Source organism: Maricaulis sp., from assembly GCF_048270265.1.
Lineage (GTDB): Bacteria > Pseudomonadota > Alphaproteobacteria > Caulobacterales > Maricaulaceae > Maricaulis.
In genome coordinates this window covers 89,918-102,885 of sequence record NZ_JBLWTD010000003.1, presented here as the reverse complement: position 1 = coordinate 102,885, position 12,968 = coordinate 89,918, and the positions used below count along the sequence as shown (strand labels likewise).

The window sequence follows — 12,968 nt, the reverse complement described above, 5'->3', positions numbered from 1 at the left end:
CCCAGTTGATGTGTGAGATCAGCGCTCAGTAGCCGCCGAATCCTGCTGCAAAATCTGCCCGTTCAGCACCCGAAACGTGCCGGTCGTCGTGGTTCCCACCAATCCAGGCCGGGCCCCGCCCGAACGGCCATTGGCGCCGTCAATCTCCGGAGTTGCCCGGACAAGCTGCTGCGTCGTCGCTGCGGCCAGCTCATAAGTGTAAAGCCCGTCAGGCACCGAGCCGAAATCGGCCAGGCGGAAGGTCGGGGCCACGCGCGCCGAGGTAACTTCACCCGTATAGCCTTGCGGGCCCGAGACCCGCAGGGTGAAATTGCTCAATGAAGAGTCGGCGTTGAAGCTCAGGCGCGAACCGATAAACTGCGGAGTCACGTCGCGTGGAAGCTCACCCTGCGTCAGTGTTGCCGGTCGCTGAGCCATGGCCGGAACCATGACCATACCCGTCGCAAGCGCGACTGCAGCCAAGAGGCTTCTGGTAAACATTCAGCTATTCCCCTGTTGAGCGCTGCGTGAGCGCATCTCCCATGCTGCTGAACTTATACACGAACCGGTGCACTGCGACACCCCTCGGGCGCGATTTTCTTTCCCGGGCAAGGGCCGCGCGGATCGTATGGGCCTCAATCGCCCTCCTGGTCGTGCAGGATGTCCGATACGGCCTGTTGTGCGCGCCGCAACTGCGCGACACTCATTTGCGCCGCCAGCGCATCACGGACAACATCGGCCTCGGGGACCCCGCGCAGCGCCGCATGGCTGACCCAGGCATAGGCCATCAGATAGTCTTGCGGCACCACCCGCCCGTTCGCATACATCAAACCCAGCATAAATTGCGCCGACCCCATGCCCGCCGCCGCGGCCCGTTCAAGCCGTTCGACGCCGCGGGCTGTATCTATTGGCACACCGGCACCGTTCAGATAGCGCAGCGCCGTGAGATAGAGCGCAACCGGCTCGCCATAGCGCGCCGCCTGCTCATCCTGGGCGCCCAGCGGCGCGTCCCAGTCAGGCACGGCGAGGCGTGAATCGAACGGGAAACCGACAGTCTCCAGCAAGGCCTCGAGGGATTGTCCTCCGGCACGGCGGCCCAGCTCGAGCAGGCGAAGCGATTCAGCCTCATCGACAGCGACGCCGTAACCATTGGCATACATGACGGAAAGGTTGTTCAGCGCCTCTCGCTGGCCCTGGCCCGCAGCGGACGAGAAGAGTTCGAAGGCGCGGTCATAATCGCGCTCAACATCCTCGCCGCGAACATAGATCAGCCCGAGATTGTTCTGCGCCCGGGCATCGCCGCGCTCACTGGCAGCGGAGAACAGCGCGATCGCCTGTTCAGGGGCCCGTTCAACACCGCGACCCTCAAGATAGAGAACACCCAGGCTGGTGACCGCCTCGACATTTCCCTGCTCGGCCGCCCGCCGATACCATGTTGCGGCCTCTTCGGGCCGCGCCTCGTCGCCCAGCCCGATATCGAGCGCCAGCGCCAGATCATACTGGAACTGCGCATCGCCGGACATCGCGGCCCGGGTCAGGTATTCGATTGCCAGCACCGGGTCACGCGCAATCACACGTCCCTCGACAAGCGCCCGGCCGAGCGCATTGACCCCGGCCATGCTGCCGAGATCGGCCGCACGGCGGTAATGCGCCAGGGCTGTCGGAAAATCCTGGAGCACTCCGACGCCGTGCGCATACAGTTCACCGAGCAGGAACTCGGCCTCGGCAGAGTCGCCCCCGGCGAGATCTTCCAGACGCTCCAGGGCTTCAGCGTAACGCCGGTCCTCGAGCGCGGCCCGGGCCGGCGCCAGATCGTCGCCGGGAGCCGCAGGCGACTGCGCCGCTGCTGCCCCGGCCATCAACAGGCAGAGCAGTGCGAGAATCGGCAGACCAGACCTAGTCCTCACGATGGGCCGCCCTCCACTCGCTCGCGCGCGCCTGCGCCCGGGCCAGGTCGTCCGGTTCGAGGAACTGGGCAAAGACCGTCCGCTCTTCGGCGGCGCCTTCGACGCCGGCCGCCGCTGCGAGATTCGCCCAGACATGGGCCTGGACATAGTCCTGGGGCACGCCGTTGCCGGTGGCATAGTGACGGGCCATCACCAGTTGCGCCTCCGCAGAGCCGGCCTCGGCGGCGCGCGCATAGTATTCGAGCGCCTGCACCGCATTTTGTGGCACCGCTTCGCCGTCATTGTAGAGACCGGCGAGCTCGTTGAGGGCTCCGGCCTCACCGGCCTCGGCCGCAGCCTCCAGCCAGGGAAGAGCCGCCGCATCGCCCGCTCGCGCAGCGTCAGCGACCCAGCCCGCCACCTCGGCCGAGCTCTGGGACTCGATCACGCCGCTGGCCGCAAGTGCACCCAGACGGGCGCTGACGCCCGGGGCGCCGGCGTCATTGGCATTCACATACCAGCGGATGGCCTCCGGAAAATTGACCTCCGTTCCCCGGCCCATTTCATAGAACAGACCGACTGCGGCCTGCGCCCGCACGAGGCCGCCATCAGCGGCCGCGAGATACCAGCGAAAAGCCTGGGCATCATCGGCCGGCACGCCGGTGCCCGAGGCGTAGACATAGCCAAGATTCGACTGGGCGCGGATATCGCCCGCCTCGGCCGCCAGCGTCAGCAGCTCGATGCCGCGCGAGACATCCTGCGTCACTTCAGTCCCGGTCAGGTAATAGGATCCCAGCACAGCCTGGGCATTCGCCTGCCCGAGCGCAGCCGCACGCTCATACCATTGCACGCCTTCAGCCGCCGCCGGAGCAGCCTCCGCACGCTCGGAATAGATTTCGGCGAGCATCTCACGGGCAGCCGGGTGGCCGAGCGCCTCGGCCCGGGACAGCCACGACACGGCCTGGTCTTCATCGGCGGTGACGCCCTGGCCAATACGGTACATCAGACCGAGACGGTATTGCGCCAGGGGCACGTCATTTTCAGCCAGACCGGTCAGCAATTCGACCACCCGCGGGTAGTCGGTATCGGCATAGGCAGACTCGGCCTGCGCCATACCGGCCTCGATCTCCTCCGGCGACAAACCGGCTGGACCAAGGCGCCCCAAGGCAAACCACGACACCGCCGCCAGCAGGACCAGCCCCGCCACGACAGCAATTATCAAACGCATATTCATGGCCGGCTTTCCTCCAACAGGACCTGTCCCTGGTCATTTTGTGTGCGTGTAATCCGATAGGTCGCGCCCGATTCAAGGGGCGTCTCTATCCGTGTCAGGCCACCATCGGCCCAGGCAATAGTGACCGACGCGACCTGCGTGGCCCCGCCCAGTCCGAAATGGGCGGTCGGCGCATCAAACGACATATACCCGCCGCCGGACTGCACTTCACGCATCTGCATCTGCTCGCCGTTTTCGCCGTAGCGAATCTCGACGCGAGCACCGATGCCATCGCGATTGCCGATCCGGTCGTCGAACTCGAAATCGATCGCATGATGATCGGTCGCATTGTTCAGGAAGGCGATGGCCGGTCCGTTGACCGGAACCGCCACGATATCGAGATCGCCGTCATGATCGAGATCGACCACCGTTGCGGCTGCGGTGATCAGATAGTCACCCAACCCCCAGGCCTCGGTCACTTCCTCGAACCCCTCACCGCCATTATTGCGCAGGAAGATATTGGAGGGCGTCACCTCATTGGGGACCCAGGTACCGTTGACGATGTAGACATCCTGCCAGCCGTCATTGTCGAAATCAGCGATCGACACATCCCAGCTCCAGCCGCCCACCTCAAGGCCAAGGTCGCGGCCGCGCTCGGCATAGCTGCCATCACCGACCGGCGACAGCAGGATGTTGCGGGCCAGAACCTGTGGAATGGCGGCATCCTGCTCGGCCTCAGTCATGGTGCGCGAAGGCAGGAAATGAATGTCGCAATACTGGCGCGCGCGAATCTGGCCGACCGGGACAAGGGCGCACATTTCCGGATTGCGGTTCTGGATCGCGATATCCTTGATCAGCATGCCACGGCATTCCGAACGATAGGGCTCGGCCAGCGGGGCGCAATGATTGGCGAAGGAAGGGTCGAGCGCGTTGCCGGGGCGGTACCAGGTCTTGATATCCATGTTCTGCTGGCAGACCGCCTGGTCCGCCGCGCGCAGGATACCGTCGCAATACTGCTCGATCGGCTGCATCCGCAGACGGCTGGAGATACCCGACGCCCGGCCGGCAATCTGTGCGAGGTAGATCTCGGCCTCGCCGTCATTGGTCAGGTCACGCGACGAGACCGACATGGTTGTCGTCGTGGTCATGGGAATGCGGCCATCCTGGTGGGTGATGGCGGAAAACCCACCCTCTCCGTCGCCGAGATAGAAATAGTCCGGCACTTCAAAATCATTGCCGACCAGCAGGTCCTGGGTCCCGTTATGGTCGATATCGCTGAGCAGGATCGACAGGGTCTCGCCGGGAATGCCTGGCAAGTCGGCGAAGCTGTCGCCTGACAGCGCGCCGTCATCGTTGAAGACAATCCGGTTGCGCGATTCCTCGCCGGGTACACGGCGGTACCAGCCGGCCGCCCAGTTCCCCAGCGCCAGGTCCAGATCGCCGTCGCGGTCGACATCACCAAAGCTCAGCGCCATGGCCAGAATGGCATTCTCGCGATTGCGCACCGGCCGCAGGCCGTCCGGATTGAACCGCCCATTCTGGTTGGGCAGGATGTAGAGGCCCTGCTGATAGGTCGCGAGAAACAGGTCGAGCCAGCCATCATCATCGATATCGACCAGCACGGCGTTGAACACCGGCATGTCCGCGACAGCGCCGAAATCCTGTTGCATGGACGCAAACTCGCCACTGCCGTCATTGAGGTAGATGTGCAATCCGGCCCGTGTCGAGGCGAAAACCAGATCGGGATCGCCGTCGCGATCAATATCGCCCGAACTGATGGCCCGGCCCTCCCAGAAGGGTGGCCACATGTCGGCAAAGGAAAACTCGACCGGATGATCAATACCGATCTGCCAGGCCTCGATCCGGGTGAAAGCGGTATCTCCGCGCGGCGCGGACGCGGCCGCATAGGGCAGGCGCTCGAGGCTGATCTGCCCGGCCGCCACGGCCGTATCCGCAGCCACGGAGTTTGCCGGGCCGGCCACCGGCTCTGCCGCGGCCTCGGAGGTGAGCATTTCGATCGCCCGGCGCGTCTGGAAGTCATGATATTTTTCCGCACCCAGCCCGGCGAAAAAGCCCAGTACCATCACGATAGCGCCGAGCATGAAGGCCGCGCGCCAGCCCACCGAAGTGCCGACGATCAGGAATGAGTAGATGCTGAAACTGCCGAGCGTGAAGACCAGCGCCATGATGTAGCCATGGCTGGCACCGCCATTGAGCAGGGCACCGGAGAGCACGACGTCGAAGCCGATCGGGACCGGCATGAACGTGCCGATCACCGCCACAATGCCGACGCCCAGCGGTCCGAAGTCACCGATTGCCAGTCCCTGCGGCGGCATCAGTGTGCCGGCGACCGCGCCGAGAAAACCGGCCAGCAGCATCAATGGCAGGGTCGTGCGCAGGATGAACCAGAGATTTCGCCCGTAATCGAGCACGAAATGAAGCACGGCCTGCGGGAAGGATTCGATCGGCAGGTCGTCGTTTTCCTCAAGCGCCGGCGCCATCGGCGCCTGTTCGGTGCCGGTCACGCTGGAGAGCAGTTTTTCCTGCGGGATGAAGCGGCACAGGACCGGGACCGCAACCAGGATCACCAACAGGCTCAGGACGAGTTTCGTGGCCGCGATATAGAAGGGCAGCAGGGAGAAGGACATCGTCATCACAACGATATTCAGGGTCGGCGAGGCGATCATGGCCGAGAGTGTCGTCTCCGCCCGTGATCCCCCCTGATAGAGTCCCTTGGCGATCGGGGCCGCGCAGTTGACGCACACGCCCAGCGGGGCTCCCAGAAACATGCCGTAAAGGGAATTGGAGAAGGGCAGCCGGAAATTGCGCCGCCGCATATAGCCCAGCAGGGTCAGGAAGGCGGCGCCGAACAGCAGGCCGAACGTCATCCCCTTCTTGTTGGTATCAATCCAGTTGACCGTCGAATAGGCGATCCGCTGCACCACCGACAGGCCATGCTCGATCGGCAGCACGGCCTCGAAGCCCAGCGGGTCCTCAAGCTGGATCGCGCCGCCCATCATCGCCTTCTCGTCCAGCGAGGGATAGCGCGAACCGGTCCAGAACATGTAGGCGAGCGCCGTGATCAACAGGGCCGCGAAGATCAGGCGCCGGGAATGCGCCCGCGAAACTGGATTGACCATATTCATGCTGGCTCCCCTCCTGCCGGTGCCGTGGCATTGCAACCACCCGGATTGAACTCCTCGACCGGAAAGGCAACCCAGTCGAATGGACGATTGCGATTGGCCCCGAACAGGGCCAGGGCGGCGAGGCTGGAGACCCCGCCATCAGGCCGGACTATGTCGGCCTGGAATGCAACCCGGACACCATCCATCGCACTTGCAAACTCCTCGGCCGCCAGTTCGATCTCGCCCTCCGGCGTCCCACCAAACACGGTGAGATAGGGGGCAATACAGGCCAGTCTTTCAGGCGTGATATCGAGCACCTGGACCAGTTCCGTCACACTGACAAAGGGCCGGTTCTCCGGCGATTTCCGCGACCCGGTCGGGTAGTCCGTGCGCTCCGCGCCCTGCGGCCGGGTCATTTCATCGTTGTCGCGCCAGTCGAGAATCTGGTCGGTCAGCCGCCGTGCGGTGGTGTCCGGCTCGCCGAGTGAGGTGAAAAGCGCCATCCAGGCCTCGTCATTGGCCATATTGATGTCCAGCCGGGTCTGGGCCGGCGCCAGGCTCACGCGGACCGGCGTGCCGGCTACAGTAACCGTGCGCGGCAGGCTGGCAATATAGCTGCGTCCGACCAGCGCGGTGTCAAAGGCCACCAGATCGAGCGCGGACAGCAGCGCCTCGCGATCCTCCAGCAAGGTGCGGCGCCCAGCCCCCAGCCGCAGCTCCGTCTGGGTCATCGCCATCGCACCGGCGAGGATGACCGCCAGCAGCACGGACATCCAAAGGACAAAGATGATAGCCGAGCCGGCCTGCCGATTATGCGATCCAGCAATGCTCATCACTCAAACAGGTCGCTGCGCCTGGCTTCCAGTGCCTCAAGCTCGCGGCGGACATGGATCAGCACATTCGCTGCGTCCTCATCCGTCGTGATGATCCGCGGCGTCAGGAAAATGACGAGCTCGCTGCGCTCGCTGCTGATGTCGCGGTTCTTGAAAATATTGCCGAGACCGGGAATGCGGCCGAGCAGCGGGATGGCGGCTTCATTGTCGGAATGCGCCTCGCGGATCAGCCCCCCGAGCGCGACGGTGTTGTCGCTGCGCACGGCCACGGTGCTGGTGAATTCCAGCTTCTGGATCGTTGGCGAGTCGATGCCCGACGTCGTGGTCGGACGCACGCTGCTCACCTCCTGCATGACATCGAGCACCACCATGCCGCTGGCATTGATCCGCGGCGTGACCTGCAGGATGACACCGGTCTGGCGCAACTCGATGGACGAGACCAGCGGCGCATTGGCTTCGGTCACGGAGCTGGCGGTCTGGGTCACGATCGGGACTTCATCACCGACCTGGAGATGGGCGGTCTGATTGTTCTGGACCATGATCGAGGGTGCCGAGAGCACCGTCACATCCGTAATGGAATTGAGTGCATTCAGCGTGGCGCGCAGGTCAGTTCCGGCAAAGGCATAGTTGAATCCGGGATAGACCGGGTTTGTGGTGCCGTTCACGTCGTCGGTGAAGCCCGTCATGGTCACCGAGGTATCGCCCTGGTTCTCGAAATACCAGCGCACACCGAAGCTCAACCCGTCGACCAGCCGAACCTCGGCGATCGTCGCCTCGATCAGGACTTGCGGCGGCATGACATCCATGCGGTGCACCAGATCCAGGATCTCGCGATATTCCTGGTCCGTGGCACGGATGATCAATGCATTGTTGAGCAGGTCAGGGATGATCGCCAGACGGCCTTCCGGCCCGTTGGTGCCTCCGGACGCCCCCATTCCCGCACGATCATCGCCGGTTTCCTGCGGGGCAAATGTCGCCGCGCCGCCCGTCTCGCCGCCGGCGAAGGCCGCCGTGATCTGCGAAGCGAGGGCACTGGCCGGCGTGTTGCGAACCACATAATAGCGCAGACGACGCTCATCGCCACCGGACGGCCGGTCGAAACGGGCAACCCAGGCGCCGATCTGGTCGAACTGGGCACGATCGCGCGTCACGACAAAGAGCAGGTTCAGGCGCGGCAGGGCGATGGTCGTCGTCGCACGATTGCCGCCGCCCAGACCTGCAAGCACGGCGTCGACTTCACCCTTGGCCGTTTCGGCGTTCACATATTGCAGCTCATACATGCCGAAGACACGATTGGTCAGAAAGGGCCGGTCAAAGGTCTCGATGGCTTCAACCGCGCTCTCGACCTCACCGGCCGGACCGGCAATGACCAGCACGCCTTCGGAGTCGTGCGGGATCACATCCACGCGTTCCGACAGGAAAGGATCGATCAGGGCCAGGATCGAGCTGGGATTGGTGTGGGTCACCGGAACGACCCGGCCGCCATAGCCAAGCGAGGTCGAATACTGGGACAGGCTTGCCTGGGCCTCGCCCTCACGCGTGAGGAGATAGCCGGCCTCCCGTTCGATCAGGGCAAAACCGGATTCGCTCAGCACGGTTTCCAGCGCAGCCAGGGCAACCCGCGCAGACGTGGGTTCAGGCGATGTCAGCGTGATCCGCCCCTCGACGCCGGCGGCGACCAGGACCGGTCGGCCGAGTGCGTCGGAAATAATCGTCCGAACGGCGTCAGCAACCGGCGCATCAACAAAGTTCAGCCGCAGGGTCGTCGTATCAAGGCTTCGATCACCGGACACACTGGTGGCGGGCGTTCCGCGCTGCTGGTCGAAATAGACCAGGCGATCACCATCCGGTTCGGCATCAGGCCGGCCGGCAGGGGTCTGCCCGGCCTGCGGCATCTCCGGTCCTGCCGGTGTCACAAGGGCAGGCTCGGCTCGGGACAAGGGTATGGGGCGGGGCGGGAACTGCTCCGCATGCACACCGCGCGCATCGGGCATCACCATGGAACACCCCTGCAGTGCGAGCACCAATAGGGCAGCGAAACTACCGCGCCAACACCGCAAAACCACGCTCAGTCCTCCCCCGGAATCCGACTTCGTGGACCTTATGCCCAATCCCCGGAAACCTCCAGCCTAACTCACCGGGCCAGGCGCAGCGTGACCTGATTACCATCACGCTCAAACACAATGTGATCCGTCTCGATGGCCGTGGCTTCATAGCCATCGAGCATCCCGCCGACCGCCAGCGAGTGCGTTCCGCCATTGCCAGCGATGACAGCCAGGGTCCTGCCGTCCACCTCGACCAGCCCAACCAGGCTGTATCCGGCCAGTTCATCCACCGGCGCCAACGGCCGGGCAATCCGGGCAGGCGCCGGGCGCAGCCGCCCCTCCAGCCATGGCGCCCAGCCTTCCGCATCGCCCGGTTCGGGCGTCGTGACAGCCGGTGACGGCGACTCGAGCGGCGGCGCGAGCCCGATCGGCATAAAGGACAGCGCCCCAAGGACGAGCAGGGACAGGATGGCAGCTGAGCCGAGAAAATCGCTACGATTCATCATCAACCACCACCAGATAGCTGTGCCGCAACTGCAAGCGCCCGCGAACCCGCCCCTCGGGCTGTCCCGGCATGGCGATAATATTCAGACCGGCGAGCCGGATGCCGGTATGCTCCAAGCCAGCAAATGCCCGCAGGACATCGCTGAGCGCTCCGGAGAACTGGACAGTCCCGGCCAGCTCGATGACGTCACCGCCGAGCGAAGCCTGCTGCACGTTCGGCGCCTGCAGCAAGTGTGCACCCGAGCCGATCAAGGCCTCGGAAATCCGGTCGAGATCGGCATCCAGGGCCTGGCGCGCAAGATCGGGATCGCTGTATTCCCGAACGGTATCCTCCGTCTCGCCGTGCCTCTCATACCAGGCGTTGATCGTTTCAGTCTGGGCGCCGACCCGTTCGGTCAGCGCCGAAACGGTCTGGCGCACGGCCCGGGTCTCTTGCCACGCCTGGACCATTCCGACCGCAGACAGGATCACAGGCAGGGCAACAAGCAAGGCCGCCCCGCCCAGCATCGCCCAGGCGATCATAAGGCGGTTCCGGGCATCCAGCGATGAAAACATCCCGGTCATGTTTCATCCCCAAGCGGCAATTCCAGCCGCGTGACTGCGGTGGAATCCGCTGCGTCAGCTTCGGGACCTTCGATGACGAGCGCATGTGGGGGTTCGAGCTGAATGGTCCGGATGGTCAGATCCTCCGGCGCCTGTAGTCCGAGATCGCGCAAGGCCTCGACCACCCGGTCGAGGGGCACGCTGGTCGGTCCCGCCTGCATCGCAAGTTCGGCCCGCTCGATACCGAGGTCCGCATCGCGCAGGCCACGGGCAAATCCGATCAGCTCGGTGCGCCGCAGCTCGAGCGTATCCGCCTCCCGGGAGAACCGGTCAGCCCAGGCGACGCAGACCAGCACGCAAACCGCAACAAGCAGGAGAAGACCCGCCCCCCGTCCGATACCCCGGCGCCCGCCACCCGCCGATCCGGTGGCAAAACGAAAGCCGGGCTCGCCCGAGGCATCCACCGCGCCGACAATGCTCCAGCGCGCGGCCGACCGGGGCAAGGCGTCAATGGCCTGCCGCAACCGCGCCGCTCGAATAACCGCAACCTCGATGTCGCAACGCCCCCCGACAGCGGGCGAAAGCTGACGAAACGCAAACCTGGCCTGGTCGACCGGAAGGGGGCTGAACTCATTCAGGCGCAACTCCAGGGCCGCGCGCCCGCGGCGGGCCACACCCTCACTGACGGTGAGGACGCGGCGATATTGTTCGGCATCGGAGAGTTCGAGCTGCAGCTCTGCCGGTTCGTTACCGGCCCTGCCCTCACCCAAGGACGCTTCACCCAGCCAGGAACGATAGCGCACCCCGACCTGGATCAGCTCATTCTCCTTGCCGAGCCGGGCAAGACGGGCATCCGGGCCGCGGCCGAACTCGCGGATCATGCGCGGCAGTGTGGCGCGCACAGTCGTCAGCGCCCACCCGAAGGCGTGTCGCAGCTCGTCAGTCAATCGAGCCAGTTGTGTACTTGCCGTCACTCTGTATCCCCCAGACAGATACCTTGCCCAGAATCGAACCGGCAATCAAACGCGCCTGCACCGCCGACCCGTGCCTCGATCCGATTGCGGCTGCCATCGCGCGACAACAGATCCAGGCCAACCAGCTGTGGCGGCGCGGGATGGTCCCAGCTTTCGTGCCAAACCGTCCCGCGACCGTCTTCGATATCGCCAAAATACCGGAAACGGGCACGTTCGAGTTCGTCGGCCAGCACTATGCCCTGCGGCGCGCGCGAACGGTCCTCAAGACGCGGCAAGGTCAATTCCAGACGACCGGATTCAAACTCCAGGCGAGCCGGTTGCGGTGTCCCGGCTGCGGTCGCGAGCGTGAGGAAGCTGACAGAGGTGGGCGTGCCTTCCAGCTGCCCGGCCGACGCCGCGCGTGGCGGGCGGTGGGCCCGCAGCAGAAGCTCGCGCAGCAGATCTTCGGTGCCGGCCTGCGTCTCGAGACCGACAATCAGGTTCGAAGCGCGGGCCTCGACGCGGACGGCGGTGCTGACAGCCGGAACGAGAACCGCCGCGATCCCGGCGAGAATGACAACGGCGATCAGGGCTTCCATCAAGGTGAAGCCGGCGCTGTGGTCGCGCTCCGCCCGGATCATGGTTGCTCATCCGTCAGCAGGTATCCGTCCTCGATAAAGACGAGTTCGAGCGCCACAAGGGGCGCCGTGTGTTCAATCCGGGCGCGCGTCAGGACCGCACCCGTGCGCGGGTCGACCGGCCGGTCGACAGCCGAGATGGATATCCGCCAGTCCGGGTAATCAGCCGACACATTTGCGGCCGGGTCACCGGCGCGCAAGCGGGCCGAGATATTGGCGCCATCGAGGAGCACTTGCTGCATGTCCGCAGCCCCGCGTGCGCCGCGCAGGGCGATGGTCATGCCTGACATCGCCGTGGCGACGACTGCAGCCGCGATGACCGAAGCGACAAGCACCTCGGTCAGGGCATAGCCACTTTCCTTGTGGCTAGCCGGCATGGACACGCCCCGTGACACGATCGATCTGCACGGACAGGCGGTCATCACCGCGCAGGATCTCGACTTCCAGCTCGGGTGAGGCAACCGTCCGGGGCGGCAGCGCCAGAACGGTCGCAACCTGCCAGCTGCCAGCCTGGTGCACCCGCCAGACCGCCGTCACATCCCGGGGCCAGGTCCGATCGATTTCCAGGGCCTCGATGCTGTATCCCTGGGGTGAGAGCCGGATGATTGTCTCATCGCCCGTGCTGCGCGCCTTCAGGCTGGCGCGCCGCAAATCGAGCACCAATTGTTCAGCCGATCGCTGATAGCGCAAATGCCCCAGGGACCCGGCGAGCGCCACCCCGGACAGGCTGGCAATGGCCGCGAAAATGCTCAGGGCGATCAAGAGTTCGAACAGGGTCATGCCGCGCTCATTGGCGGATGACCGGTCGCCCCGATTAGCTGCGGGTGAGATCGCCATCTTCGCCCTCGCCGCCCTCTTCGCCATCACGGCCGAAACTCGTCAGGACAAATCGGTCACCGGGCTCGGCGCGCAGATAGATATAGGGACGCCCCCAGGGATCATTGAAACCTGAGCTGTTCCCGAAATAGGGCCCGCGCCACAACAGACTGTCCTCTGGCGCCTCCATCAGGGCAGCCAGTCCCTCATCGGCTTCCGGGTAGCGGCCCATATCGAGATAGAACAGCTCGAGCGAGGTCGCGATCGAGGACATCTGCGCCTGGGCGACATCGGTTTTCGAGCGGCCGAGATATCCGATCACGCGTGGAGCCACAATGGTCGCCAGCAAGGCCAGAATGACGAGCACCACCAGCAGTTCGAACAGGGTGATCCCGCGCTCGCTGGCCTTTGGCCGCCGGAGTGCCTTCGTCAT

The 12,968-nt window shown here is 64.7% G+C and carries 13 protein-coding genes; all 13 read right to left on the bottom strand.

The window, feature by feature from the left end; translation table 11 throughout:
• Window positions 1-18 precede the first annotated feature (18 nt).
• Window positions 19-480 carry a hypothetical protein gene (locus tag ACN0YF_RS02750; RefSeq protein ID WP_417482713.1) on the bottom strand — a complete coding sequence of 154 codons (462 nt, stop codon included), beginning with the start codon at window positions 478-480 and terminating at the stop codon, window positions 19-21.
• A 134-nt stretch (window positions 481-614) separates the two neighbouring features.
• On the bottom strand, window positions 615-1,886 hold the full coding sequence (locus tag ACN0YF_RS02745) for an SEL1-like repeat protein (RefSeq protein ID WP_417493258.1): 1,272 nt from the start codon (window positions 1,884-1,886) through the stop codon (window positions 615-617).
• Window positions 1,876-3,093: an SEL1-like repeat protein gene (locus tag ACN0YF_RS02740; RefSeq protein ID WP_417493257.1), complete on the bottom strand. Its 1,218-nt coding sequence runs from the start codon at window positions 3,091-3,093 to the stop codon at window positions 1,876-1,878. Before ACN0YF_RS02740 ends, ACN0YF_RS02745 begins: the two co-directional genes overlap by 11 nt.
• 2 nt (window positions 3,094-3,095) lie before the next feature.
• Window positions 3,096-6,224, bottom strand: coding sequence for an FG-GAP-like repeat-containing protein (locus tag ACN0YF_RS02735; protein ID WP_417493256.1), 3,129 nt, complete (start codon window positions 6,222-6,224; stop codon window positions 3,096-3,098).
• Entirely contained in the window at window positions 6,221-6,976 is a 756-nt protein-coding gene (locus ACN0YF_RS02730) for a general secretion pathway protein GspK (protein WP_417493255.1), read from the bottom strand. Before ACN0YF_RS02730 ends, ACN0YF_RS02735 begins: the two co-directional genes overlap by 4 nt.
• A gap of 59 nt (window positions 6,977-7,035) precedes the next feature.
• Window positions 7,036-8,931 (bottom strand): type II secretion system secretin GspD, encoded by a 1,896-nt coding sequence (gene gspD, locus ACN0YF_RS02725; RefSeq protein ID WP_417493254.1) that lies wholly within the window; start codon window positions 8,929-8,931, stop codon window positions 7,036-7,038.
• Between the two features lie 239 nt (window positions 8,932-9,170).
• Entirely contained in the window at window positions 9,171-9,587 is a 417-nt protein-coding gene (locus tag ACN0YF_RS02720) for a hypothetical protein (RefSeq protein ID WP_417493253.1), read from the bottom strand.
• On the bottom strand, window positions 9,574-10,149 hold the full coding sequence (locus ACN0YF_RS02715; protein ID WP_417493252.1) for a hypothetical protein: 576 nt from the start codon (window positions 10,147-10,149) through the stop codon (window positions 9,574-9,576). The genes ACN0YF_RS02720 and ACN0YF_RS02715 overlap by 14 nt, the downstream gene beginning before the upstream one ends.
• Window positions 10,146-11,075: a hypothetical protein gene (locus ACN0YF_RS02710; RefSeq protein WP_417493251.1), complete on the bottom strand. Its 930-nt coding sequence runs from the start codon at window positions 11,073-11,075 to the stop codon at window positions 10,146-10,148. Before ACN0YF_RS02710 ends, ACN0YF_RS02715 begins: the two co-directional genes overlap by 4 nt.
• Before the next feature lie 23 nt (window positions 11,076-11,098).
• Window positions 11,099-11,722: a type IV pilin protein gene (locus tag ACN0YF_RS02705; protein WP_417493250.1), complete on the bottom strand. Its 624-nt coding sequence runs from the start codon at window positions 11,720-11,722 to the stop codon at window positions 11,099-11,101.
• Window positions 11,719-12,096, bottom strand: a complete 378-nt coding sequence (locus tag ACN0YF_RS02700) for a hypothetical protein (RefSeq protein WP_417482703.1) — start codon at window positions 12,094-12,096, stop codon at window positions 11,719-11,721. The genes ACN0YF_RS02705 and ACN0YF_RS02700 overlap by 4 nt, the downstream gene beginning before the upstream one ends.
• Window positions 12,086-12,556: a pilus assembly FimT family protein gene (locus ACN0YF_RS02695; RefSeq protein WP_417493248.1), complete on the bottom strand. Its 471-nt coding sequence runs from the start codon at window positions 12,554-12,556 to the stop codon at window positions 12,086-12,088. The genes ACN0YF_RS02700 and ACN0YF_RS02695 overlap by 11 nt, the downstream gene beginning before the upstream one ends.
• On the bottom strand, window positions 12,534-12,968 hold the full coding sequence (gene gspG / locus ACN0YF_RS02690) for a type II secretion system major pseudopilin GspG (protein WP_417482701.1): 435 nt from the start codon (window positions 12,966-12,968) through the stop codon (window positions 12,534-12,536). Before gspG ends, ACN0YF_RS02695 begins: the two co-directional genes overlap by 23 nt.

Bases quoted from the DNA above. Each gene is read 5' to 3' on its own strand.
- ACN0YF_RS02735 (WP_417493256.1), bottom strand. From the start codon at position 6,224: ATGAATATGGTCAATCCAGTTTCGCGGGCGCATTCCCGGCGCCTGATC.
- ACN0YF_RS02695 (WP_417493248.1), bottom strand. From the start codon at position 12,556: ATGGCGATCTCACCCGCAGCTAATCGGGGCGACCGGTCATCCGCCAAT.
- gspD (WP_417493254.1), bottom strand. From the start codon at position 8,931: ATGCCGCAGGCCGGGCAGACCCCTGCCGGCCGGCCTGATGCCGAACCG.
- ACN0YF_RS02715 (WP_417493252.1), bottom strand. From the start codon at position 10,149: ATGACCGGGATGTTTTCATCGCTGGATGCCCGGAACCGCCTTATGATC.
- ACN0YF_RS02705 (WP_417493250.1), bottom strand. From the start codon at position 11,722: ATGATCCGGGCGGAGCGCGACCACAGCGCCGGCTTCACCTTGATGGAA.
- ACN0YF_RS02740 (WP_417493257.1), bottom strand. From the start codon at position 3,093: ATGCGTTTGATAATTGCTGTCGTGGCGGGGCTGGTCCTGCTGGCGGCG.
- ACN0YF_RS02700 (WP_417482703.1), bottom strand. From the start codon at position 12,096: ATGCCGGCTAGCCACAAGGAAAGTGGCTATGCCCTGACCGAGGTGCTT.
- gspG (WP_417482701.1), bottom strand. From the start codon at position 12,968: ATGACGAAGGCACTCCGGCGGCCAAAGGCCAGCGAGCGCGGGATCACC.
- ACN0YF_RS02730 (WP_417493255.1), bottom strand. From the start codon at position 6,976: ATGTCCGTGCTGCTGGCGGTCATCCTCGCCGGTGCGATGGCGATGACC.
- ACN0YF_RS02750 (WP_417482713.1), bottom strand. From the start codon at position 480: ATGTTTACCAGAAGCCTCTTGGCTGCAGTCGCGCTTGCGACGGGTATG.
- ACN0YF_RS02720 (WP_417493253.1), bottom strand. From the start codon at position 9,587: ATGATGAATCGTAGCGATTTTCTCGGCTCAGCTGCCATCCTGTCCCTG.